The sequence below is a fragment of the Gammaproteobacteria bacterium genome (genome assembly GCA_022340215.1).
GTDB lineage: Bacteria > Pseudomonadota > Gammaproteobacteria > JAJDOJ01 > JAJDOJ01 > JAJDOJ01.
This window is the reverse complement of the sequence record JAJDOJ010000118.1, coordinates 1-25,280: the sequence shown is the minus strand read 5'-3', so window position 1 is coordinate 25,280 and position 25,280 is coordinate 1. Positions and strand designations below refer to the sequence as shown.

The window sequence follows — 25,280 nt, the reverse complement described above, 5'->3', positions numbered from 1 at the left end:
GAGGACGGACGAAAAGACAAACAGGATGGTATGTCATTTGACAGAAATCGCCCAAGTACAGCGGAGGATGGTAACGGTCTCCCTACGTAGCAGGGGACCGAAGCCGTGAAGCGTGTCCTCGTTGCCGGGGCCACCGGCTATCTCGGCGGGTTCGTGGCGCGGGAATGCAAGGCCCGCGGCTATTTCGTACGGGCGCTGGCCCGCTCGGCGCGCAAGCTGGAGCCCTCGCGCGAGGTCGCAGAACTCGCCTTCGGGGTCCTGGCGAAACCGGTTCGGATTACCCATGTCCCCGTCTGGCCGATGAAGACAGTGGTGGCAACGGCAAGGGTGTTCAGTCGGCACCAGGGTGAACTGCTCGCGTTCTTCACGATGGCCATGACCCGGGATGCGGTGGCACCCCGCACGGGTACCCATAGACTTCGGCGACACTTCGAGGGCCTGGCCCGCGGTACCTGAACCAAGAGGGCCGTATCGGCGACCACACTGGCTGCAGACGAAGGTTTTCAGCAATCTTTTCGGTTTGCGCAGTACTCGTGCCCGGGACGGGCTCCGCACACAGGGACTCTGGGCCCCGAACTGCTCGAAATGGCCGAGGATTTGGTCGGGTAAAAGTTCTGGGCGGGGATGGACACCTCTTTGGTCGCCGAGACAACGTTCGCAAGACTCGCGTGATTCGCAGTGAAAGAGCCGAATATTGGTGCAGGCGATAGAATACAGCCCTCCCGTTTTCAGGAGCTGCATATGTCCGATCGACAGATTTCTTTTTTTCCCCGCCTGGCGTTGGCCTTTGCCGCATTCTGGCGTGCAGTCACCGACCCGGATTTCGCCGCCGTGGTAGACCGCTTACTCCGGGGCGAGCCGTCCGAGCCGAAGGCAGAGGCGGTTACCCCGGTTTCCGATCCGCCACTCCTGCGCGAGACGACCACGGATTCCGCCCTGCAGCTTTTGGGCTTGCTCCAGCAGGAAGGTCGACTGGTGGATTTTCTCCAGGAGGACGTCAGCGCTTATTCGGATGCGGACATCGGCGGGGCGGCAAGGGTCGTCCACGAAGGCTGCCGCAAGACGCTCTCAGAGCACCTGCGCATTGAGCCGGTCCGGCAGGAAGACGAAGGTGTAAGGATCACCCTTGCGGAGGGCTTCGACGCATCCGCGATCCGCTTGACAGGCAATGTAGTCGGCAGGCCACCATTTTCCGGGACCCTGACGCACCGGGGCTGGCGCGTGTCTGGAGTTAACCTGCCCAAGTTGGCCGAGGGCCATGCAGTGCAGGTGCTGGCGCCGGCCGAGGTAGAGCTGTGAGTGAACCGCGCTACTCGGTCGGTATCGATCTTGGTACCACCCACTGCGTACTTTCCTATGTGGATCTGGAGACGAGCGATCGCGATGACGTAAATGAGGACGTTTTCGGTATCCCTCAGCTCACCGCCCCCGGGGCGGTGGAAATGCGGCTCGCGCTGCCTTCCTTCCTGTACATGGCGCACCCCGATGAGCTGACTCCCGGAGATCGCAGTCTGCCCTGGGATCCCGAGCCGCGGTTCGTGGTCGGTGAGCTTGCGCGTAACCTGGGCGCACGTACCCCCATTCGCCTGGTCTCTAGCGCGAAGAGCTGGCTTTGCCATCCTGCGGTGGACCGGCGGGCGTCCATTCTCCCCTTGGAGGCCCCGGACGAGATCGAGCAGTTGTCCCCGCTGTTGGTCACGACCCGCTACCTGGAGCATCTGCGCGATGCCTGGAATCACCGATTTCCCCGATCGCCACTCGCCGAGCAGGCGGTCACTCTCACGGTCCCAGCCTCGTTCGACCCGGCTGCCAGGGAGCTCACCGCCGAGGCAGCCGCTGCAGCCGGTCTGCACGGCCTCATCCTGCTTGAGGAGCCCCAGGCAGCGCTTTACAGCTGGATACTGGCGAGCGCGGGGGCCTGGCGCAAGCAGGTCAAGGTGGGTGACATGATCCTGGTCGTCGATCTGGGGGGCGGCACCGCCGACCTGTCCCTGATTGCGGTTACCGAGAGCGACGGGTCCCTGGGGCTGACCCGCGTGGCCGTGGGTGATCACATATTGCTCGGTGGGGACAACATGGATCTGGCCCTCGCCCACGTCGTTCGCGTGAAGCTCGCTGCCGAGGGCAAGCAGCTCGAGTCGTGGCAACTTCAGGCACTCACGCACGGCTGCCGGGCGGCGAAGGAGACCCTGTTGACGGATCCGGACGCCGAGTCTGTCCCTGTGATGGTGCCGAGCCGGGGCTCCCGGCTCGTCGGCGGCACATTGCGCACGGAGCTGACGCGGGAGGAGGTGGCCACCACCTTGATCGAAGGGTTCTTTCCCCTCGTGGCGTCTTCGGCGCGACCGGCTGTCCGGGCCCGTACCGCATTGACCAGGCTGGGATTGCCTTACGCCCAGGATGCGGCGGTGACGCGGCACCTGGCGGCTTTCCTTGCACGGCAACTGGGCGCAGCGGCGGATCTGCCGGGGTTCGAGGCAGTCGAGGGCGCCTCTTTCCTTCACCCGACGGCCGTGCTCTTCAATGGGGGCGTATTCAAGGCCGGTTCCCTCGCCGAGAGGACCCTGCAGGCGCTGAACGACTGGCTGGAAGCGGAGCACGCCCCCGCGGCGCGGTTGCTCGAGGGTGCCGACCTGGATCTTGCCGTTGCCCGGGGCGCGGCCTACTACGGCTATGTGCGCAGAGGGCAGGGCGTTCGTATTCGCGGCGGCACCGCCAAGTCCTATTACGTGGGTGTCGAAAGCGCCATGCCCGCCGTGCCGGGCATGGAACCACCCATAGAGGCCATGTGTATCGCCCCTTTCGGCATGGAGGAGGGCACCGAGGCGGAGCTGCCGGCTCAGGAGGTCGGTCTGGTCGTGGGCGAGCCCGTGCGGTTTCGGTTCTTCGGCTCCTCCGTGCGCCGGGAAGACCGGGTGGGCGTGGTACTTGAGCACTGGGCTCAGGGTGAGCTCGAGGAGCTGGAAGAGATCGAGGCAGACCTCCCGGCGGCGGATCGGAGTCCCGGCGAGGTGGTGCCGGTGCGCCTGCAGGCGGTGGTCACGGAGGTCGGAACCCTGCGGCTGGATGCGGTTTCACGAAGTGGGGACGAGCGCTGGAAGGTGGAACTCAATGTGAGAGGGGAGGCCTAGCCATCACGCGCGCACGCAAGCCCCGCTATCTGGTCGGGATCGACCTGGGTACCACCCACACGGTTGTGGCCTACGCGGATACCCGTGCTCCGGTAGAGACGGAAATCGAGCTGTTCGAGATAGAGCAGCTGGTTGCCCCAGGGGAGGTCGCGCCTCGCCCGCTGCTACCCTCCTTGCGCTACCACCCCGCCCCGGGCGAGCTCGCCGACAGGGATCTGACCCTGCCCTGGACAATGTCGGACCCGGCCGGTGTCCAACCGCTGGTGGTCGGGGAGCTGGCCCGCGAACTCGGGAGCCGGGTGCCGGGGCGCCTGGTGGCGAGCGCCAAGAGCTGGCTCTCACACAGCGAGGTGGATCGCACGGCGGCCATCCTGCCCTGGGGGGGGGGTGGGGACGTGGCCCGGGTCTCTCCGGTGGACGCGAGTGCCTGCTACCTGGCGTACGTGCGTGACGCCTGGAATCACCGCTTTCCACGCAATCGCCTGGAGAAGCAGGACGTCGTGTTGACCGTGCCGGCGTCCTTCGACGAGGCCGCGCGCGCCCTGACCGTGGAGGCGGCCCGTACAGCAGGACTTGCTCAATGCCGTCTCCTCGAGGAACCCCAGGCGGCCTGTTACGACTGGATACACAGGCACAGCGACGCGCTGGCGGAAGAACTCTCCGGCGTCCGGCTGCTGCTGGTGATCGACGTGGGCGGCGGCACGACCGATCTAACCCTCATCCGCGTATCGGCGACCGGGAACGAGCCGGAGCTGACCCGAATCGGTGTTGGCGATCACCTGATGCTGGGCGGCGACAACATGGATCTTGCCCTCGCGCACCTTCTCGAGCAACGCCTCGGGGGTGCCCGCCTGTCCGCGGCGGCCCTGTCCCAACTACTGCAGCAGTGCCGGTCCGCCAAGGAGCGACTGCTCACCCCGGGTGCGCCCGCGCGCACCACCGTCACGGTCCTGGGCAGCGGGGCCAGGCTTGTAGGTGGCGCCCGTTCCGCGGAGCTTTTCCGGGACGAGGTCGGCGCCATGGTCGTGGACGGCTTTTTCCCAGAGGTGGCCATCGACGAGCGCCCCCATGGGCGCCGCTCCGCGATCGTTGAGTTCGGTCTGCCCTATGCCCCGGACGCCGCCGTAACGCGGCACCTGGCGGCCTTCCTCGGACACCACGCCCGGGTCTCCGGCGAGGCGCTTGGTGAGGGAAGACCAAGCGCGGGTGATACGCCGGTTCCGGATGCGGTGTTGTTGAACGGCGGGATCTTTCACAGCGAGACCCTGACCGATCGGCTGTTGAAAGTGCTCGACAGCTGGCGAGGGGAAGCCCTTGTGCGGCTGCGCAATGCCGATCCCGCGCTGGCGGTAGCGCGGGGGGCGGTCGCCTATGCCATGGCCCGACGGGGAAAAAGCCTGCGCATCGCAGGGGGGTCGGCGCGTACCTACTTCCTGGTCGTGAGCGCGGAGGGTGAGCACCGGCAGGGTGTGTGCCTGCTGCCCCAGGGAAGCGAAGAGGGCCAGGAGGTCAGGCTGACGGAGCGCACCTTCTCGTTGCGTCTGGGCGAGCCGGTGGGCTTCCACCTGGCTTCCTCCACGGGGGATAGTCTGCATCGGCCCGGAGACCTGATAGACCTGGACGCAGAGGGCGCCATCCTCTTGCCCCCAGTGGCCACCGTTTTGGGTGCCGGGGAAGAGACCGGTGAAGTCGCGGTGCAACTGAGTCTCACCCCGACCGAGGTCGGTACCCTGGACATGGGCTGCGTGGCGGTGGACGACCCGCGGCGCCGCTGGAACCTGTCCTTTCAGCTCCGGCGCAAGGGCGCGGCGCAGCTCGAAGAGACCAGCCATCCCCGCTTCGAGGAGGCGGCGGCACTGATCGATCGCCTGTACGGCACCCGCACCAGGAACGTGGACCCGAAGGAGATACGCGGCCTGCGCAACAACCTGGAGCGGCTCCTCGGGCGCCGGAAGGATTGGGACACCGGTCTTCTGCGGCAGCTCTACGGCGAGCTCTGGGAAGGGGGTCGGCGGCGGCGCCGAACGGCGCACCATGAACGGTTCTGGTTAAGCCTAACGGGGTTCTGCCTGCGCCCGGGATTCGGTTGTCCCTTGGACGATTGGCGCGTTCGTCAACTCTGGTCTTTGCACGGCCAGGGGGTACAGTTCACGAACGAGGCCCAGAACTGGACCGAATGGTGGACCATGTGGCGGCGTGTGTCCGGGGGTCTGGAAGAGGGGGCCCAGGTAGGTCTGCTGGACGATGTAGCAGGGGAACTGGCCCGCGCCGGAGTGAAGTCGAAGAAGGCCGCCAAGGCTGCGCGTTCCCTCAGCCAGGGTGACATGTTGAGGCTGGTCGGATCCCTGGAACGTCTGCCGGTTGAACGCAAGGTTGCCGTTGGAGATGGGCTGGTGGGACGGCTGAAACGGAAGGGAGAGCCGACACAGACCTGGTGGACCCTCGGTCGGCTCGGCGCCCGAATTCCACTCTATGGGAGCATACACGGAGTCGTGCCACGAGAAACGGCCGAGCGCTGGTTGGAGAGGGCATTGACGGTCGACTGGAAGAAGAACCGGGATGCGGCCTTTGCCGCCACTATGCTTGCCCGCCTGAGCGGCGACAGGGAGCGGGACCTGGACTCGAAGTTGCAGCAGCGGGTAGTCGAAGCCTTGAGGGACGCCCGGGCACCGCCGTCCTGGGTGCGCATGGTGAGCGAGGTGGTCGAGCTCGACGCCGCGGACGAGCAGCAGGCGTTCGGCGAGTCGCTGCCACCGGGACTGCGGTTGGTATCCTGAGTGTGACCAAAATAACGAGTGGGTTTAACGCGCTTTTCGATCACAATAATTGATGGGTTGTCGTTCCCCACCCCATCAAATAACTTGAACAAAAAAAACGACACGTATAAACGAGTTATTGCGCCAGGCAAAGCTTGGTGAAGGGGGAAAGTAGGGAGCCTGTAGGCCGCGTGACAGAGCCTCGAAAGTGATACTGGTGCGGAGCCGACATCGTTAACTCAGTGGAAGGCTGCATTGCTTGCCTCGAACAAATATCGTGAAAATGAGCACATCGATTATCGTGGACACGCTTAGGCGATTTCTGTCAAATGACATACCATCCTGCTTGTCTTTTCGTCCGCCCGCTGTGTTGCGACAACAGTGACATAGTTCGACTATGCGCCTGAAGTAGGTGATGCCATACTGCTTGGGCTGGTTCCTGAATCGCAGAGGTCAGACATGATTGGTTGGTGACTTGGTGCATTATTGGGAAACCGCTCAGCCACAACTCTGTAATACTCACGAGAAGCTGACGAATTATTCGTCAAAGGCGACTGCCTCCCACATACAGCCGCTATTTTTAATTTTCTAAAAGGCTACTGGCGAGACCCCTTCATCATTTGCAGCAATGCTATGGAACGACCCTGCAGGGGATAGGTTTCTCCGGTATTGAAGGTGCGGCGATCAAGGCGTTTTCCGTGCGCGTTGCAAGTGTCAATTCCGACATACCAGCGCACAATACCCACATGCTTCGGCATACGAAACGCAATAGGTGTCTCATTGGCATTAAGCAGAAACAGGTATGTGTTGTCGTAAATCCTGTTTCCGCGTTCATCGTGTTCCTCGATGGCATCGCCATGCAGAAGCAGACCCAGGCAGCGCGCTTGGTACATACTCCATTCCTTGTCCGTCATTTCCTCGCCATCTGGCCGCAACCACAGTATGTCCTTGACGTTTACGCCCTTAATATGGCGTCCCTGAAAGTAATATCGCCGGCGGAACACAGGATGGTTTTTTCTCAGACGAATAATACTGTGCACGAACTCCATAAAATCGCGATCGGCGCTATCAAGTTCCCAGTTAACCCAGCTGATCTCATTGTCCTGACAATAGGCATTATTGTTGCCTTTCTGGGTACGCCCCATCTCATCACCCGCCAGCAGCATGGGCACACCCTGGGAAAGTAGCAGCGTAGTAAGAAAGTTACGTTTCTGCTGTCTGCGAGTATTGTTTATATTCTGGTTACCGGTGACGGGGCCTTCCTCTCCCATGTTCCAGTTCAGGTTGTAATTCTCACCGTCACGATTTTCCTCCAGGTTTGCGATATTGTGCTTGTTGTTATAACTAACCAGATCGGCCAGCGTGAAGCCATCATGACAGGTAACAAAATTGATGCTCGCATAAGGGCGACGGCCACTCTGCGCATACAGGTCACTGGAACCGGTAAGGCGGTAGGCGAGCTCACCGATAAGACTGCCTTCTCCCTTCCAGTAAGCGCGTATACTATCCCGATAGCGGTTGTTCCACTCGGCCCATCCGATCGGAAAGTTGCCGACTTGATAACCCCCTTCTCCCAGGTCCCAGGGCTCGGCAATCAGTTTCACGCGTGAAAGCACAGGATCCTGGTGAACGATGTCCAGAAACGCGCCGAACCTGTCGACGGCGTGCTGCTCGCGTGCAAGGGTGGGGGCCAGATCAAATCGGAAGCCGTCGACATGCATCTCCTGCACCCAGTAACGCAGGCTGTCCATGATCAGCTGCAACACCCGCGGGTGCATCATGTTCAGGCTGTTACCACAGCCGGTGTAGTCCATATAATAACGAGGCTGGTCGCTGACCAGACGGTAGTAGGCAACGTTATCGATACCGCGGAAGCACAGCGTGGGCCCCAAATGGTTGCCTTCCCCTGTATGGTTGTAGACCACATCCAGAATGACCTCGATGCCATTGGAGTGTAGCCGCTTTACGAGAGTCTTGAACTCATCGACATCCCCGCTCGCGGAATAGCCCGCGTGTGGGGCAAAGTATCCGATTGAATTGTAGCCCCAGTAGTTACTCAGGCCGTTCTCTACGAGGTGACGGTCACTGATAAAACTGTGTACAGGCATTAACTCCACGGCGGTGATACCCAGCTGTTTGAGGTGCCGAATCACTGGCTCAGTGGCCAGACCGGCATACGTTCCCCGGTAGCGTTGTAGAACATCCGGATGCCGGATGGTAAATCCCTTAACATGCAGCTCATAGATGATGGTCTCGTGCCAGGGTATCCGCAAAGGCTGGTCGTCGCCCCACGTGAAAGCAGTATCAATTACCCGTGACTTGGGAACGCCATGTGCACTGTTTCGAGGATCGGGATGCAGGTCTTCTGCCTTATCGCCAATGCTGTAGCCAAACAGCGCATCATTCCAGCGAACGTGGCCAACGATGTCCCGGGCATACGGGTCGAGCAGCAGCTTGTTTGAATTGAAGCGGTGACCCTTGAGTGGATCATAGGGGCCATGGACCCGGTATCCATAGAGCTGCCCCGGCCTGGCTTCTGGTAGATAACAGTGCCAGACCTGGTCGGTTTGCCACTGCATGGCGATGCGGGCGATCTCGCGGCGACCGCGCTGATCAAACAGGCACAGCTCCACCTTTTCAGCGTGTTCGGAAAACAGCGCAAAATTTACACCTTCACCATCCCAGCTGGCACCGAGCGGAAAGGGCTGCCCTGGCCAGACGGTCGTTAACTCGCCATTCATACATCCCGTTCCGGCTGCAGCACGATCGCCGCCAGTGGTGGCAGGGTGAGACTGATGGAATAAGACCTGTTCATCCAGGGCAGTACGTCTGCGATCAGGGCGTCACCGCCGTTGCCCATATTACTGCCGGCGTAGAATGCCGAGTCAGAATTGAAAATTTCGTGGTATCGGCCGGCATCCGGCACTCCGATGCGGTAGCCATGATGTGGCTGCGGAGTCAGGTTGATAACCACAACCACAAACTGATTGTCGCCGCGACGCACGAAACTGAGTACGGAGTTGTCTGCATCATTGCAGTCCAACCATTCGAAGCCACGCCAGTCGAACTCGTATTGATGCAATGCGGGAAGCTTACTGTATAGTCTATTCAGTTGCTTCACCAGTCTTTGTACCCCCTGGTGATAGGGATAATCCAGTACGTACCAATCGAGAACCCGAGTGCTGTTCCATTCCTGTCCCTGGCCGAATTCAGTCCCCATAAACAGCAGTTTCTTCCCCGGGTGGCAGAACATGTACGTATACAGGGCCCGCAAATTGGCAAAACGCTGCCACTCGTCACCGGGCATCTTGTTAACCATTGATTGTTTACCATGCACTACTTCATCATGAGAAAATGGCAACATGAAGTTCTCAGTAAAGGCATACAGCATGCTGAATGTCAGTTTTCCCTGGTGATAACGCCGGTAGAGCGGATCTTCACTCATGTATTCCAGTGTGTCGTTCATCCAGCCCATGTTCCACTTTATGTCGAAGCCAAGGCCGCCTGTCCAAGTGGGATGGGAGACTTGCGGCCAGGATGTTGATTCCTCGGCGACCATGAGAATACCTGGCTGTTCTTCATGAGCCGCGACATTGAGATCTCGCAGGAAATCCAGTGCTTCCAGGTTCTCTCGTCCTCCGTACTTGTTCGGTACCCATTCGCCCTCTTCCCGTGAGTAGTCCAGATAGAGGATGGACGCCACAGCATCTACACGTAAGCCGTCGATGTGCATCTCCTCCAGCCAGAACACGGCACTGGACAACAGGAAGTTCTTTACCTCGTTGCGACCGAAGTTGTAGATGAGAGTCGACCAGTCGAGATGTTCGCCGAGTCGCGGATCGGCATGTTCGTAGAGAGGCGTACCATCGAACCTGGCAAGACCATGCGCGTCCTTCGGAAAATGCGCTGGCACCCAGTCCAGCAGGACTCCGATTCCTTTCTGGTGGCAGGTATCTACAAAATAGCGGAAATCGTCAGCTGTACCGTAGCGGCTGGTTGGCGCGAAGTATCCGGTGGCTTGGTAACCCCAGGAGGGATCGTAGGGATGCTCAGTAATAGGTAACAACTCGATGTGCGTGAAACCCATTTCACTGACATAGTTAACCAGGCTTTCCGCCAGTTGCCGGTAGGAAAGAAACTCACCTTCCGGGCCACGCTGCCAGGAACCCATGTGCACCTCGTAGACCGACATGGGGGTATGCTGCCAGTCGAGTGACCGCCGCTGATCCATCCATACCCTGTCATCCCACGCATAGCGTGTGGGATTGGTAATGATCGACGCCGTGCGTGGTCTCACCTCAAAGGCCTGGCCGTAGGGGTCTGCTTTCAACAGGATTTCTCCGCTGTCCCGGTTGCGGATCTCGAACTTGTAGAGGTTGCCGGCTTCCAGGTCGGGGATGAACAGTTCCCAGACACCACTGCCACCACGTACCCGCATCGGATGCCGTCGTCCGTCCCACTGGTTGAATTCGCCCACCACGCTTACACGTTCCGCATTCGGCGCCCAAACCGCAAACAGGATGCCCGCCACCTCATCAACAGCATGAACGTGGGCTCCTAGAATTCGATAGGCATGGCGATGCCGGCCTTCGCTGAATAGGTGCAGATCAAAGTCCGAGAGCTGTTGTGGAAAACTGTAGGGGTCATGCGCGATGCGCTCGTGCTGCGCCGAATCAATCCAGATCAGATGGTAGCGATCGGGTACCGTTCCCGGCGTACCGCGCCATTCGAACAGGCCGGTGTTGGGAATACGGTCCAAGCGGACGTTTCCTTCTGCTATCGTGACCGTATCTGCTTGCGGAAGATAGACACGAATCAGATCCAGGCCTTGCTCTCTGTGTTTGCCAAGCACGCTGAAGGGGTCATGGTGACGCGCCTGGGATATTCGTTCCAGTTCTTGCTCCAGAATATTGCTATCCATCATTGTTCCTCAATTTCGATTTGAATCGTAGGCGAAGTATCATTGATTCCCCGTTATTCGGAAAGATAGAAGATAAAAAAAATGGGGGGATATACAAGCCGTCCGACTCAACTATCCCGTTGGCAACCGCACCTCAAGCAATGTCCCGAGCACCAACAGTGCGGTGATATCCCAGCCGGCATGGGCCAGGTCACTCTACCACCAATGTCCGGTGAGCTGCGCCCAGTGCTCAGTCTGCATGCGGGCGTGGCGGCCAGGGCAGGGGAACGCGAAGAAGCTGGAGCCGCTTGACTTTCGCAGGCGAGCAGTACGCCTCAGTGTGCTGTTCCTGACAGCCGCGCCCTTGTCCGCACTCGTCGACGATCATTGGCTGCGAGGACGGCCGGCTTGCGGGCAAAGGGGTTCTCGAGGTGACCGTATCCGGTCAGCGCCAAGCGCGCTTCGAAGGAGGCATGCGCGGTGGCAAGGCCAATGGAGCCGGCGTTCTCGAGACTCGGGAGTTGGCGCCGTTGTCGGCGGCGGTCGCCGGCGCGATTCGGTCCGGCCACCGCCGCCGTGCGGAACCGAACTACGAGCGCAGCCGTCTGGAAGATGAGCGCCGGCGCCTGAGAAATCGCCGCTGACGAACATACGTCGACGAAACCAATAGGTTGTCAGTTTGGAAACGAAACACCGCAATAGTAAGGGCTGTAATCGCGTTGCTGGCGTCAATCGTGACGCTCGGCGGCACAATGGCCCAGGCACAGGACGACAAGGGCGGTGGCGACCTGCGCTCCGCGGTCCAGAACCCCATCAGCTCGCTCGTCGGCCTGCCGTTCAAGTTCAGCTTCGACTCTGGCGCGGACAACGGCGAGGCGAGCTTTCTCAACATCCAGCCATCATCGCGCTGATGATTCACAAAGGCATCCATGTACTGTTTCAAGGAAATCGCTATTCATTTCCTGGCGTACAATCCGGTTCGAGCCAGTATGGCACGAGCGGCAAAACAATTCGGAAAAATACCGCGCCTGCTCAGCCTTAAATCGGCCGTACAGCTGCTTATCCAGGCCTCCACGCAACTGATATACGTTTGCGCCAAGGCGCTGAAGTCATTCTTTCAAGCGTTACTGAAAGCGATGGCCTCAACACCCATAGCCCAGCAACAACGCAAAAACCAACCTCGTGCAATCAAACGCCGACCCAAGCCTTACCCTCTGTTGACGCTGCCCCGCCATGAGGCATGTCAACTTGTTAATCCGTAGAGGTTTTTTCTTAAGGTAGCAGTATTGGAGTTTGACCCCATTGATCTTTCATGCGAAATCCACTGTACAAGTAAATTTGTAGCCTACCCCTCGAATCGTCTTGATGAATTTCGGATGTTTTAAATCGCCCTCAATTTTGGCTCTTAGTTTTCCCACTAGGACGTCGATACTACGGTCTTCTGGACGCCATTCTCGTCCCGATATTAGACCGACGATTTCATCCCGTGTCAGAGCACGGCCGGAATGAGTGACAAGAACATAGAGAAGATCCCACTCGTGGGTAGTCAGATATACCTTAGTCGCGTTCGGCGACGTTAGTTCATGTCCTATTAGATCGAGTTGCCATTCGGCGAAGTGGGCCACGGTGTATTCGTGATTGGGCACGTGAGCCTGTTTCTGTGAAATACGCCGCAATATACAGTTTACGCGTGCCAGTAGTTCTCTTTCCTCGAACGGTTTCGTTATATAGTCGTCAGCACCAAGCTCCAAACCGACCACTTTGTCGATTAAGTCTGTCTTTGCAGTGAGCATAATGATGGGTACGTTGGACTCTGCACGCAATGATCTGGTTATTGAGAGACCGTCTTTTCCGGGCAACATGATATCGAGGAACACCAAGTCCGGACACTCCACAGCCATAAGTCGTTGCAACTCTGCGTTATTCGTGGCCGCACGCACACTATACCCTGCACTGCCAAGGTAACTACCCACAAGCCGACAAATCCTAGGATCGTCATCGACCACAAAAATTTTTTTTGCCGGAGTATCCATCTTTTTGTGGCTCTTCAGCAGAATCTATGGGTGAGTTCGGGTTCCGGTAGCGCGCCAAGTGCATGATACAAAGCGATTTCGGCGCCATGATAGGTCCGGAATACGAATGATTATCTCGACTGATTATCTCGACGTCAGTTTTACTCTGGTGTCGAAGCCCTCCACGACGCCGCTGGAGAGCTGCCCTTTGGCATGGAACCAGTCGAGCAATAGCGTCCGATGGCCGCGCAGCATTCGGGCGACTTTCTTCATCGGTTCCATCTTCGATCGCATCGTCTTGGTACACCATTTGTCCAGGAACCGGCCTGCCCACCAGGGAGAAGTATAGCTCCAGAAAAACTGAAACTCCTCCTTCAGCAGGTAGGCTCGCACCTCGTCGAGCGCCTTGCTGAAGTGCGCCATGATGTGAAAGCGGTCCAGCACGTGCTCCGCTTGACCTGCCTTCCTGGCGATGACTTTCCACATGTCCGAGCAGACATAACCCGATTGTTGCATTCCCTCGGAATCCTCAAGACCCTCGGCGCTTGAAGGACGATCCTCGGATTTATGCAACAATCTGGTTAAGAGTTCCGCGAGCCCAGAAGCGTATTTATCAGGTTAGTGTTATCGAGACAATTGCTGCCACTACGTACGTGCTGGTACTTACCCCAGGTCGCCGCAGACGGTTTATTGCCCGGGGGTGCCGACTTGGGTGAGCAATCGAACTCAAGGGGGGAAAGGGTAGGTCAGTATTACGGTAGCTCTCGCAAAAATTGCTTTTATGGGTCTTATAAGCCTTCCGTATGTTTTCTTGTCATTACTCTGCGCGAGATTGTCTTTCAGTGATCAGGGTGGCCCGACGATACTGCTACCGACCTGCGAGACCCACCGGGCCCAGCGATCGGGATCGTCTTCTGCCCGCCATACGCCTGCTCTGCGGTAATGGCCCTGTCGGCAGTCTACGCAGGGCGGTTCGGGTCAGGCGATCACATCATCTGCGGATTCATCTCTAACCTCAACGAACCCGACCAGGAGGCCGTGGTGATCGGACTCACAAGGCGTAGCAAAAGGCAGAGTCGGTCACGCAGATCCGTCCCGATCAAACGGTCCAGCAGCGTACCGGGTAGCCGACTGTCCTCGATCGGCGGAATAAACCGGCCACGTTCACCGCGCCACCATCGCCGCCACCGGGCGATGGTCTGGGGCCAGAGGTCGAGTTGGTCGATCAGTTGCTGGCGACGCCGCGGCGTCGGCAGCCCTCCCGAGCACAGCACAGGCTCAGGCGGATCTGGCTGAACTCATCCAACAGTTCCCGAAGGCCGCGAGGTTTGCGGGGTAGTTGGCAACATGCAGCGGGCCCCCACACCTGGGGGCAATCACCCGCCCGTATCTCCGCGGCGATCTGTTGATCGATATTAAATCGAACGGGTTTATGGTCTAAGAAACTGTCACTGTGCGGAACTTTACAAAACGTTACAAGAAATGTATTCAAGCTAAACACACGGCTTATCTCTCGATGCTAGTATCCATACCGAAGGATTTGGAAATTAGGTTAGGCAAACAGAAAAGTGAGGTGTGCCTCATGAACAAGATCTTGTTAGATGTCCATCCAGACTTTATTGATTTAGACGCAGTAGAGCATACTGCGGACGTCGCGAGCAAGACTCAATCTGCAATTGAGGTACTACATGTGATCGAGGACTATCCACAAGACCTGCACGAATGGTGGAATGTGCGTTATCCGCTCAGGCTTTATGAGGAAATCGTCAATCAGCGTCAGGAATTTATGGACAGCATTGTGGCACGTATAAAGAGGGCGGGCGTCCAAAATGTCACCAAGAAGCTACGCTGGGGCCTTGAATTACGCGAGGTTACTCGAGAGGTAGAGGAGAATAATTACAAGCTGGTCGTGACCATGGCTCGCCCTGACGGGACACTGCTCAAAAGGGCGAGAGGTTGTGCTTGCGTAAGAGAGCTGTGCCGCAACTGTCCTTCATTGATCTGGGTAACACGCAATTCGCACAGGCTGCCAACGCGGCGGATACTAGTGGCCTTGAGTGGTGAGAATGGCGTGGTGCGCGCTGACAGCTTCAACGAAAAGATTCTGAGAACCGCCAGCTGGATTGCGGAAGCGGATAAGAGCAAACTCCATGTCGTTCATGCCCTGTCAGAACCTGAGATCAAGGTTGTAGGGGCACGACGGTCTACTGTAGACGTAGGAGAATTGTTGAATGAGTTGCGCAGTGAAATCAGCCAGACCTGTAACCGACTTCTTGGCGAGAGTGGTTCCTTTCTCACAGAGGATCGCATACACATACAGATTGGTTCGGTCGGCGTAGTCGTCCCGCAGCTCGTGCAGCAGGAACCTATGGACCTTATTGTAATGGGGACTAAATCGCGAGCCGGTCTGCAGGGATTGCTGAAGGGAAATTCGGCGGAGAGGATTATGGACCAGGTGGGCTGCAGCATGCTGACGATTAAACCCGATGACTTTGTCTCGCCGCTATTGTCCGACGGCGGAGCTTTGAACATGCCATCGTTAAAGGCAGCTTAATTCTGAGCATACGAGCGGTTCCCACTATCGGCTAGGGGAGCCGCTCGGCAGTGACGAGTCCGGATGGCCACTGAAGGAAAATGTTGGCTAAGGGAGGCATGAGGCTTGTGCCAGTCTTGTTGCTGCTCGCTTTTTAATACAAACAGGACCGATATCCGCAATGGGTCTTGGAGGTCTTGCCTCTACAGACCCCACACTAACTTGGCGCGAAGTCCCTCCTGATTGGATCGCACAGACTGTCCGACCGGAACCTGGGGCACCCGAGGCTGACCTTACCATCACGTTGGATCAACAGCTCTACCCCGCGCTATTGCCGCTCATTCAGCAATTTGCCGCAAAGCGCCAAATTAGAATTGCAGTTAGAGAGGGAGCCTGTGGAATATCTGCGGTCGGTATCCCCTTTATCGACTCTACAACATCACTACCTGGGAAGGGGCCGCGGCTAAGCCCTTGGCACAAGACCTCGTACGCTTTCTATACGAGCGAATGGATCATTTGGACACGATATTTGCTATGGTTCCGGCCTCTCAGCTCAGACGCCATGGCTGGAGGTTTAAGGAGGACGAAGTGATAGGTGAACCCGATTGAAAACAAGACTCACAGCCTGTCACCGCCCTTGTTGCCATGTTCTTCTCGTTTGTGAGAGCCCTTAGGCAGCGAATCTCGCTGCCGCTGAAGGTAGTCTCTGTGGGACTGCTATGCAGCCTGCTAGTATGGATGGTATTGGATTTGGTCACGATCCAGGCGTTGCAGCGCATGCTCACAAAGCAGTTGACGGCGCGTCTCTACGAAGAAGCAGCCCACGACCGCACCCTCTTTGACCAGCACATCAAACAGCAAGCCAGGGCTGCCAAGTTACTAGCGATGAATCAGCGGCTCGTCCTATGGCTCGAGGATATAAACAAGAATGAACAGAGGACTGAAATTCGTTACTTCCCGAAGATGCGGCCTCCATGGTTCCCCCCTATCTCCGCATGGCGTGGAATAATCAGTCCCAGATATGTCATGTTGAGTGATAGTCAGGGACGCCTACAAGAGGTCTACCTCCTCCGTGACCAAACACTGCCAGCGGGATTCTTTATTGATCGCTTGTTAGTAGTGCGAAGCCAGAATCAAGGCTACTTAACCTTGCTGAATGGAAAGCCCTACCTGCTTGCGTCTGCAACAATTTCTGACGCACAGGGTGAGATCCAGGGAATGCTTACGCTGATCACGCTGCTCGATAATCAATTTCTAACAAAATTAAATTACGCTACGATTCAAAATGGCGCAATTTTGGCTTTACTTGAAGGGACAAATAAAACTGTCGTGGCAAGCAGTGCTCCAACACAGGTATCTGCCGGCCTTTTGCTCAACAGTCTGCTCGACGATTACCTGACTACCGGCGAGGAGTTTTTCGATTACGGCGCCTCCGACTTGCGTTTGCAACTCACCACCTTAATGCCAAAGACGCGACTGGTGGAAATCAATGAGAGCGTGCTCGCCTTGGCACGCAAGGAGCATATTATCGCAGCCGCTGTTTTCGTGGTCGTCTTTACTATAATTGTCATTTACTTGTCACGACGAATCGATGGCCTGATACGTATTGTCGACGCATTCTCCCAAAACGCATTGGGATCTAAGCAAGCTCTACCTAAAGGTGGCGATCAACTTATTCATTTAGAAAAACGCATTAGTTTGCTGACCGAGGAGATCTTGGCTGCACGGAAGTCCATGCACCTGCGATCTGAAATGAGACACAAAGCCAAGCAACTTCGCGCGCTCGACGCGGTGACCCGAGAGCTGGAGGTTGGAGTTCTGCTTTTTTATGGCGAGGGCAAAGAGCAGGCACTCAACCAACGGGCATCTGAATTCGAAAAGGAATACGGTGAGAAATGGGATTCCGTGAGAAGGATTGGTTCACGTGGTGAGGTAAAGTTGCAGGATCGGAAACACCGACACCACATTCTTCGGGTGAGCAGGCTGACGTTGTTCGAAGTTGACGATGTCCTGCTGGTCCAGGATGTTACTGAGCAAAGACAGGCAGTGAAGATCGTTCAAGAAAGTGAAGAGCGGTTTCGCAACATTACCCAGGCGGCTAGCGATGCCATCACCTCCATCGATACCAGGGGAGAAGTAATATCATGGAATAGAGCAGCCACCAAGATGTTCGGCTATTCTGACTCAGAGATGCTGGGACAGCCCCTAACCAAATTGATGCCACCGAGATATCGGGCGGCTCATCGGGCCGGACTGGCCCGAATTCTTTGCGGAGAAAAGCCTTATGTTACTGAGAATACACTCGAAATGGAAGGTCTGCCTAAAAATGGCACCTGCTTTCCGATAGAGCTATCCCTTTCGACGTGGAAGATGCAGGGTGCGCAATACTTTACCGGGATCATCCGCGACATCACTGACCGCAAACGGTCGGAAAAGGTGCTTCTTCGCGAGCGGGATTTCGCCGAAAGCCTGATTGAGACGGCGCAGGTTATCATCTTGGTGCTTGACCCCGAGGGACGGATCGTCCGCTTCAATAATTTTATGGAGCGGTTGTCGGGTTACCGCCTGGAGGAGGTGCGCGGTAAGGATTGGTTTGCCACGTTTTTGCCGAGGCGCGATCGATTGAGGATTAAGGAAGTCTTTTCCAAGGCGATGTCCAACGCCCCGACAAAAGGCAATATCAACCGCATCGTCACCCGCGATGGACATGAGCGCGACATCGAGTGGTGGGACAGGACTCTCAAGGATGGCGATGACCACACTGTCGGCCTGATCGTCATTGGACAGGACATCACCGAACGCAAAGAAAAGGAAGCACAGCTTCTGCAGGCCCAGAAGATGGAGGCTGTGGGGCAACTCACCGGTAGCATTGCTCACGATTTCAACAATCTGCTGACAATCATACTCGGTAATCTGGGGTTGCTGGCGAAGCAAACTGGAGAGACTGGAGATCCAGATATCAGAGAGTATGTAGCCGACGCCTTATCCGCTGCCAGAGAGGGCGCAGACTTGACTCATCGCTTGTTAGCCCTTTCGCGCAAGCAGTTCCTCGAGCCGAGGAATATCAATATCAACAAAATAGTCGACAATCATGTGAGATTATTGCGCCGGCTCTTGGGAGAGCGCATCAAACTGAGTGTCAACATGCATGAAGAGGCTGCAATGGTTTGTGTGGATACCGCCCAGATCGAGAGCACGCTGCTGAATCTCGCCATCAATGCCCGAGACGCAATGCCGGAGGGTGGGACGCTCACCGTTGATGTGACGCGTCAGCACATCGAGGCCGATAATACCACCTTTTTGGATCTGACACCTGGCAGCTATGTCATGATCACCGTCACTGATTCGGGAATCGGCATGTCGGCTGAAACTTTATCCCATGTCGTAGAGCCTTTCTTTACCACCAAACAAGTCGGAAAAGGCACTGGACTCGGATTGAGCATGGCCTACAGTTTTACGAAACGGTCCGGTGGGGGTCTGCGGATCAATAGCACGCTCGGGAAGGGCACAACCGTGTCAGTGGTGTTACCGGAAACAGGGCCCACTAACGAGGTAGCAGTCATGGAGGAGGGTGTGACGGGTTTGCCGGGAGGCTCCGAGACGATCCTGCTTGTCGAGGATGAGCCACGGGTGCGAAAGCTCGTTAAACGCAGGATGCAGGAGCTGGGTTACCAGATAGTGGAAGCCGAAAATGCTACGGCAGCTAAAGCGTTTCTCGCGGCTGGAACTCCCGTAAATCTCCTTTTTAGCGATATTATCATGCCAGATGGGATAAGCGGAATTGAATTGGCGAATTGGACCATGAGCAATAGGCCCGCGGTAAGAATTTTACTCACCACAGCCGCCAACCATCAGGTCAACGGAGAAGAACAGCGGGACCAAAATGGGAATTTTCCTCTGTTGCGTAAACCTTATGACGATAAGACCCTTGCTCAGACTATTCGAGTCCTCTTGGATGAATAGGATTCCCGCCACAGGCTGACATGGAGAGGATTACGGCCGCAAGGTCCACTGACGCTCATGCTCGGTCAGGGTCGCAGTATTGTATTTCCAAGCGCATCGATGACTTCGCGAGGGTATTGTCAACTTGACCGGAGATCGGGCAGTCTTGGGGCATGAACACAGATATCCCAAGCTATCGGGGTTACCGTTTCCCGCGAGAGATCATCAGCTACGACGTTTCGTTCTACTTTCGATTCCGCCTGAGCTTTCGCGACGTTGAGGATCTGCTGGCGGATCTCTCTCAAGATGCGATCCGGCAGTAGTGCAACAAGCACCCGATCCTTTGCGATGCACCGGAACGATGCGCCGGGATCGTTGGATACCCAGGACTACTACAGCTTGCGTATCCTGTCGGCCTGTGCCTCGAGCTGCGCCAGGGCGGATTGCATCTGCGCGACGCGCGCGCGCTCCTTTTCCACGACGGCCGCGGGTGCGCACTCCACGAAGCCGGCGTTGCGCAGTTTGGCCTCGCTCTTCTCGAGATTCGAACGCAGCTTGCCGGTTTCCTTTTCCAGCCGCGCCAGCTCGGCCTGTTTGTCGATCAGTCCGGCCAGCGGAATGAGGATCTTCATCTCCCCGACCAGCGAGGTAGCCGATTCCGGCGCATCGTCTCCGGGTAGCCATTCGACACTTTCGGTCTTCGCCAGGAAGCCGATGAAGTGCTCGTTGCGGTCGAATCGGGCGCGGTCCGCCCCGCTCCAGTTCTGCAGCAGGACCGGCAGGCGTCTGCCGGGCGGGATGTCCATCTCCGAGCGGATCCGGCGCACGCCCATGATGAAGGCTTTGACCCATTCCAGCTCCGCCTCGGCCGTTTTGTCGGCTGCCGGTTCCTTCGCCCGTGGCCAGGTGCGACGCTGTATGGTCCGCCCCTCGGCGCCGGCCAGCGTGCCGACCTGCTGCCAGATCTCCTCGGTAATGAAGGGCATGACGGGGTGCAGCAGGCACAGGATCGATTCCAGGACCCGGACCAGGGTACGCCGCGTGCCGCGCAGGGCTTCCTCGGACGATCCGTCCGAGGTCAGGACGGGTTTCGAGAACTCCAGGTACCAGTCGCAGTAGTCGCGCCAGGTGAAGTCGTAAAGGGCCTGCGCCGCGAGGTCGAACCGGTAGCTGTCGATGTGCCCCGAGACCTCGCCGGCCACCGCCTGCAGGCGCGACAGGATCCAGCGGTCGGGCAGGGAGAGTTCCACGGGTTCTCCGCCGGTACCGGTGTCCTCGCCTCGGGTGTTCATCAGCACGTAGCGCGCGGCGTTCCAGAGCTTGTTGCAGAAGTTGCGGTAGCCCTCGATGCGGTTGAGGTCGAACTTGATGTCGCGGCCGGTCGAGGCCAGTGCGGCGAAGGTGAATCGCAGCGCGTCGGTGCCGAAAGCGGGGATGCCTTGCGGGTAGTGTTTGCGGGTGAGTCTGGCGATCTTCTCCGCCATCTGCGGCTGCATCAGGCCCGAGGTGCGTTTCTCGATCAGGGCCTCCAGGCCGATGCCGTCGATGAGGTCGATCGGGTCGAGCACGTTGCCCTTGGACTTGGACATCTTCTGTCCCTCGGCGTCGCGCACCAGTCCATGGATGTAGACCTCCGCGAACGGTACGTCCCCCATGAACTTCAGGCCCATCATGATCATCCGGGCGACCCAGAAGAAGATGATGTCGAAGCCGGTGACCAGCACGGAGGTCGGGTAGAAGGTCCTAAGCTCCGGGGTCTCGTCCGGCCAGCCGAGGGTGGAGAACGGCCACAGCGCCGAGGAGAACCAGGTGTCCAGGACGTCCTCGTCGCGTGCGAGACGCACCTCGTCACCGAGTCCGTGCTTCTCCCGGGCCTCGGCCTCGGAACGGGCGACGTAGATATTCCCGGCTTCGTCGTACCAGGCCGGGATGCGGTGCCCCCACCAGAGCTGGCGGCTGATGCACCAGTCCTGGATGTTGCGCATCCACTCGTAGTAGGTCTTGCTCCAGTTTTCGGGCACGAAGCGGATGCGCCCGGTTTCCACGGCTTCGATGGCGGGACCGGCCAGCGGTCCGATCTTCACGTACCATTGATCGGTGAGGTAGGGCTCGACCACGGCGTGGCTGCGGTCGCCGCGCGGCGCCATCAGCGTGTAGTCCTCGATCTTCTCCATCAGATCGAGCGCCTCGAGGTCTGCGACGATCCGCTCTCGCGCGGCGTAGCGGTCCAGCCCCTGGTAGGCTGCGGGGGCATTCTCGTTGATGCGCGCGTCGTCGGTGAGGATATTGATCAGCGGCAGCCCGTGCCGGCGGCCCATCTCGTAATCGTTGAAGTCGTGCGCGGGGGTGATCTTGACGCAGCCGGAGCCGAACGCCGGATCGACGTAGTCGTCGGCGATGACCGGGATCTCGCGATCGGTCAGCGGCAGGCGGATCGATTTGCCGACCAGGGCGCGGTAGCGCTCGTCCCCGGGGTAGACCGCCACCGACGTGTCCCCGAGCATGGTCTCGGGACGCGTGGTGGCCACCACGACGTGCCCGGAACCGTCGGCCAGGGGGTAACGCATGTGCCAGAGATGCCCCCGCTCCTCGTGGTTGATGACCTCGAGATCCGACAGGGCCGTGTGCAGCACCGGGTCCCAGTTGACCAGGCGCTTGCCGCGGTAGATCAGCCCCTCGTCGTAGAGGCGCACGAACACCTCGACCACGGCGCGCGACAGGCCCTCGTCCATGGTGAACCGCTCGCGCGACCAGTCCACCGAGGCGCCCATGCGGCGGAGCTGTCGGGTGATGGTGTTGCCCGAGTGGTCCTTCCAGTCCCAGACCCTGTCGACGAAATCTTCCCGCCCGAGGTCGTGGCGCGTCTTGCCCTCGGCATTGAGCTGGCGCTCGACGACCATCTGCGTCGCGATGCCCGCATGGTCGGTGCCGGGTTGCCACAGGGTGTTGTCGCCCTTCATCCGGTGGTAGCGAATCAGCGCGTCCATCAGGGTGTCCTGGAACGCGTGTCCCATGTGCAGGGTGCCCGTCACGTTGGGCGGCGGGATCATGATGCAATACGGATCCCCGTGTCCCGTCGGGGAGAAATCGCCCTCGGCCTCCCAGGTCCGGTACCAGTGTTGCTCGATAGCGTGCGGGTTGTACGTCTTCTCCATGTCGCGGCGATGTCCTTAGGAAGATGGCAATACGGATGAACGGGACCGGGCATGATAACACCGGCCCTGGAAGGGCCTGTCGATGCGGGCGGGAAGCGTGTTCCGCTCGGCGGCCTACCCCGGTGACCGGCGTCCCCGGACCGCTTCGTGCACGGTCCGCGTGATCTCCTCGCGCGCCGCCTCCATGTGCCGTTTGAGGATCTCGCCGATCATGGCCTCGAGCCGGACCTCGAACGCCGAACGGGGCGCGCGCGGCGGGGTTTCGTCCGCGCGCTTCGGTCCCCTCGCTTCGTCGGACGTCGCACCCGCGGCCGGTGCGCTCGCACGGACGCGTCCCGGCTCGAACACCTCGCCGAGGGTGGGGATAGGATTGGTCTTGGGCTCGTCGGGCATGGTGTCGTTCCGTTTCAGGAATCCAGGTGATGGTGGTTGAGCTTGCAGTCCCTGTCGCGGTAGAAGCGATACCGCTCGCGATCCTTGTCGGATGATTCGCGGTTGCGGGCCACGATCTCGGCCACGCGTTCGAAATGATCGAAGAACACCGGGACCTCGGCGGCCAGGTTGATCAGCACCTGGCGGGTATCCGGCGCCGGCGAATGTCCGATCGTGACCGGGAACTCGCCAGCATGCTCCGGTTCCACCGCGTGAGGGACGAAACTGCGGTCGCGGAAGGTCCAGAGCAGTTGATCCATCTTGCGGCTCTCCTGTGGCGAGTCCGTGTGGATGTGGACCCGGTGCCCCGTGCCCCAGGCCTTTTCCGCGATGCGGCAGGCCACACGGTAGCGTGCCATCGGGTCGGCGTCGCTCAGGATGTAGAAGTCGATTCTCGTCATGCGGTTACGGGTCGGGACCCGTCAGCCCGCCCGGTCGATCAGGTACTGCATCAGCAGTGGTACGGGTCGGCCCGTCGCGCCCTTTTCCTTGCCGCTGCGCCACGCCGTCCCCGCGATGTCGAGGTGGGCCCAGGTGTAGTCCCCGGTGAAGCGCGACAGGAACGAGGCCGCTGTCACGGTCCCGGCCGGGCGGCCGCCGATGTTCGCCATGTCGGCGAAATTGCTTTTCAACTGCTCCTGGTATTCCTCCCAGAGCGGCAGGCGCCAGACGCGATCGCCGCTGCGTTCACCGGCGTCGATCAGGCTCGCGGCCAGTGTGTCGTCATTGCCCAGCAGTCCGCTGGGATGATGCCCGAGGGCGATAATACAGGCCCCGGTAAGCGTCGCGATGTCGATCATCACAGCGGGCTTGTAGCGGCCGGCGAACGTGAGTGCGTCGCAGAGTACGAGTCGCCCCTCGGCGTCCGTATTCAGAATCTCGACGGTCAGCCCCGACATCGTGGTGACGATATCGCCCGGTTTGCTGGCATTTCCACCGGGCATGTTCTCGGCCGAGGCGACGATACCGACGACGTTCAGCGGTAGCTCGAGCTGTTCGCAGCCCTTCAGCACGCCGAGTACGCTGGCCGCGCCGCACATGTCGTATTTCATCTCGTCCATGGCCTCGCCGGGTTTGAGCGAGATGCCGCCGGTATCGAAGGTGATACCCTTGCCGACGAGAACCACCGGCGCATCCTTATTCGCGCCGCCCCGATACTCGAGGGCGATCAGGCGGGCCGGCAGTTCGCTGCCGCGCGAGACCGAGAGCAGTGCGCCCATGCCGAGCTTCTCCATCTCGGGTTCGTCCAGGATCGTCGCCTTCAGCTTTCCCTTGCCCTTCTGGATTTCCCGCGCCTGATCGGCAAGGTATTCCGGCGTACATACGTTGCCCGGCAGGTTGCCCAGGTCCTTGGCCAGATCCATCCCGGCGGCAATGGCCCGGCCCTCGCGAAGCCCCCGTTCGGCGGATGCGGGGACGCGCGTCGCGGTCACTGCGAAGGTCATCGATTCCAGCGGGTTGTCCGGGGGCTCGGGTGTGCCCTTCATCCGGTCGAAGCGGTAGAGCGCATCGGCGGTGGTCACGACGGCCTGGCGGATCTTCCACGTCGCGTCGTGTTGGCCGACGGGGAGATCGGGCAGGTACGAGACGCCCGAGGTCGCGCCGCAGTCCTGCAGCGCCTTTGCGCTGCCCGCAAGGGCCTTGCGCCAGGCCGATTCGTTGAACTTCTCCTCTGGACCGCAGGCGACCAGCATGACGCGTTTGGCGGCGACGCCGGGCAGGTCGTAAAGCATCAGCGTCCCGCCCGGGTCGGTCGCGAGGTCTCCCCGTGCGAGCACCGCCCCGACAGACCCGCCGCAGGCCTTGTCCAGGTCCTGCGCCGCCCCGGACAGCACGGCCCCATCCGATACACCGACCACCACGCACCCGGTGTCCTGTGTCGCCGGTTTGCCCCGCGTCAGTTCAAAATCCATCCATTCGTCCCCGTCTGTCGGTTTCGGTCGATCGGCTCGCTCTGTACCGTTATGGGATTGTTGTCTCCAATGCCCCAACAATCAAGTTGCACCTGCCGAACCGTTCTCCGCTGTCGGTATAGACCGCGCGGAAAGGATTGCCAGGTACTGCCCGGATACCTGTGGTACGGGTCGGAGCCAGTGGAAAAGGGGTGACTGGCAGACGATCCGTGCGGTCGCGGCGAGGCTCGATCTGCCGATCGACCGGCAGTTCGCCAAGGATGACTACGCATCGATGGTCTCCGCCGCGTTGGCGTGTCACGGCATCGTACTGATCGCCTGGCAGCACCAGGACATCCCCTGGGAGAACGCCGACGGGGATCCGGCTTATATTCCGCACCCATCCGGCACGAATATTTCGAATTATTCCGCCCCCGCTAGCCGGCACGAGGAACGTGGGTAAAACAGCTATCGGGCACGTGTAAGGCTCTTAGGAACGCCTTCTGGGTGGGTGATAGTGGGTGTGC

At 59.1% G+C, this 25,280-nt stretch carries 15 protein-coding genes and 3 pseudogenes; 10 read left to right on the top strand and 8 right to left on the bottom strand.

What is annotated here, in order from left to right:
- Positions 1-105: 105 nt before the first annotated feature.
- From LJE91_08575 to LJE91_08560, 4 genes and pseudogenes are all read left to right on the top strand, one after another.
- Positions 106-204, top strand: a pseudogene (locus LJE91_08575) (NmrA family NAD(P)-binding protein).
- Between the two features lie 537 nt (positions 205-741).
- Positions 742-1,299, top strand: a complete 558-nt coding sequence (locus LJE91_08570) for a DUF2760 domain-containing protein (GenBank protein MCG6868764.1) — start codon at positions 742-744, stop codon at positions 1,297-1,299.
- Positions 1,296-3,131 carry an Hsp70 family protein gene (locus tag LJE91_08565; protein ID MCG6868763.1) on the top strand — a complete coding sequence of 612 codons (1,836 nt, stop codon included), beginning with the start codon at positions 1,296-1,298 and terminating at the stop codon, positions 3,129-3,131. Before LJE91_08570 ends, LJE91_08565 begins: the two co-directional genes overlap by 4 nt.
- Positions 3,132-3,196: 65 nt before the next feature.
- Positions 3,197-5,908 carry a hsp70 family protein gene (locus LJE91_08560; protein ID MCG6868762.1) on the top strand — a complete coding sequence of 904 codons (2,712 nt, stop codon included), beginning with the start codon at positions 3,197-3,199 and terminating at the stop codon, positions 5,906-5,908.
- 575 nt (positions 5,909-6,483) lie between these two features.
- Here the strand turns inward: LJE91_08560 and glgX are convergent.
- Both glgX and glgB read right to left on the bottom strand, forming a co-directional pair.
- Positions 6,484-8,628 carry a glycogen debranching protein GlgX gene (gene glgX / locus LJE91_08555; GenBank protein MCG6868761.1) on the bottom strand — a complete coding sequence of 715 codons (2,145 nt, stop codon included), beginning with the start codon at positions 8,626-8,628 and terminating at the stop codon, positions 6,484-6,486.
- Positions 8,625-10,808, bottom strand: coding sequence for a 1,4-alpha-glucan branching protein GlgB (gene glgB / locus LJE91_08550; GenBank protein MCG6868760.1), 2,184 nt, complete (start codon positions 10,806-10,808; stop codon positions 8,625-8,627). Before glgB ends, glgX begins: the two co-directional genes overlap by 4 nt.
- Before the next feature lie 410 nt (positions 10,809-11,218).
- On the opposite strand from glgB, the gene LJE91_08545 reads away from it, so the two are divergent.
- From LJE91_08545 to LJE91_08535, 3 genes and pseudogenes are all read left to right on the top strand, one after another.
- Entirely contained in the window at positions 11,219-11,431 is a 213-nt protein-coding gene (locus LJE91_08545) for a hypothetical protein (protein MCG6868759.1), read from the top strand.
- 90 nt (positions 11,432-11,521) lie between these two features.
- A complete protein-coding gene (locus LJE91_08540; GenBank protein ID MCG6868758.1) occupies positions 11,522-11,698 on the top strand; it encodes a hypothetical protein in 177 nt (58 codons plus the stop codon).
- Positions 11,699-11,728: 30 nt separating this feature from the next.
- A pseudogene (locus tag LJE91_08535) lies at positions 11,729-12,049 on the top strand (IS4 family transposase).
- Between the two features lie 48 nt (positions 12,050-12,097).
- On the opposite strand, the gene LJE91_08530 reads toward LJE91_08535, so the two are convergent.
- Both LJE91_08530 and LJE91_08525 read right to left on the bottom strand, forming a co-directional pair.
- Complete coding sequence (locus LJE91_08530) at positions 12,098-12,820, bottom strand: response regulator (protein ID MCG6868757.1); 723 nt, start codon at positions 12,818-12,820, stop codon at positions 12,098-12,100.
- A gap of 123 nt (positions 12,821-12,943) precedes the next feature.
- Positions 12,944-13,315, bottom strand: a complete 372-nt coding sequence (locus LJE91_08525; protein MCG6868756.1) for a transposase — start codon at positions 13,313-13,315, stop codon at positions 12,944-12,946.
- Between the two features lie 1,066 nt (positions 13,316-14,381).
- Between LJE91_08525 and LJE91_08520 the strand changes: the two genes are divergently transcribed.
- The 3 genes and pseudogenes from LJE91_08520 (at position 14,382) to LJE91_08510 (ending at position 19,564) form a co-directional block, all read left to right on the top strand.
- Entirely contained in the window at positions 14,382-15,353 is a 972-nt protein-coding gene (locus tag LJE91_08520; GenBank protein MCG6868755.1) for a universal stress protein, read from the top strand.
- Positions 15,354-16,082: 729 nt separating this feature from the next.
- A complete protein-coding gene (locus LJE91_08515; GenBank protein MCG6868754.1) occupies positions 16,083-19,295 on the top strand; it encodes a PAS domain S-box protein in 3,213 nt (1,070 codons plus the stop codon).
- A gap of 152 nt (positions 19,296-19,447) precedes the next feature.
- Positions 19,448-19,564: pseudogene (locus LJE91_08510) on the top strand (IS6 family transposase).
- A 102-nt stretch (positions 19,565-19,666) separates the two neighbouring features.
- On the opposite strand, the gene LJE91_08505 reads toward LJE91_08510, so the two are convergent.
- From LJE91_08505 to LJE91_08490, 4 genes are all read right to left on the bottom strand, one after another.
- Positions 19,667-22,429 (bottom strand): valine--tRNA ligase, encoded by a 2,763-nt coding sequence (locus LJE91_08505; protein MCG6868753.1) that lies wholly within the window; start codon positions 22,427-22,429, stop codon positions 19,667-19,669.
- Positions 22,430-22,543: 114 nt separating this feature from the next.
- Positions 22,544-22,822, bottom strand: a complete 279-nt coding sequence (locus LJE91_08500; protein MCG6868752.1) for a hypothetical protein — start codon at positions 22,820-22,822, stop codon at positions 22,544-22,546.
- 14 nt (positions 22,823-22,836) lie between these two features.
- A complete protein-coding gene (locus tag LJE91_08495) occupies positions 22,837-23,262 on the bottom strand; it encodes a DNA polymerase III subunit chi (GenBank protein MCG6868751.1) in 426 nt (141 codons plus the stop codon).
- A 21-nt stretch (positions 23,263-23,283) separates the two neighbouring features.
- Positions 23,284-24,774 (bottom strand): leucyl aminopeptidase, encoded by a 1,491-nt coding sequence (locus LJE91_08490; GenBank protein ID MCG6868750.1) that lies wholly within the window; start codon positions 24,772-24,774, stop codon positions 23,284-23,286.
- Positions 24,775-25,280 lie beyond the last annotated feature (506 nt).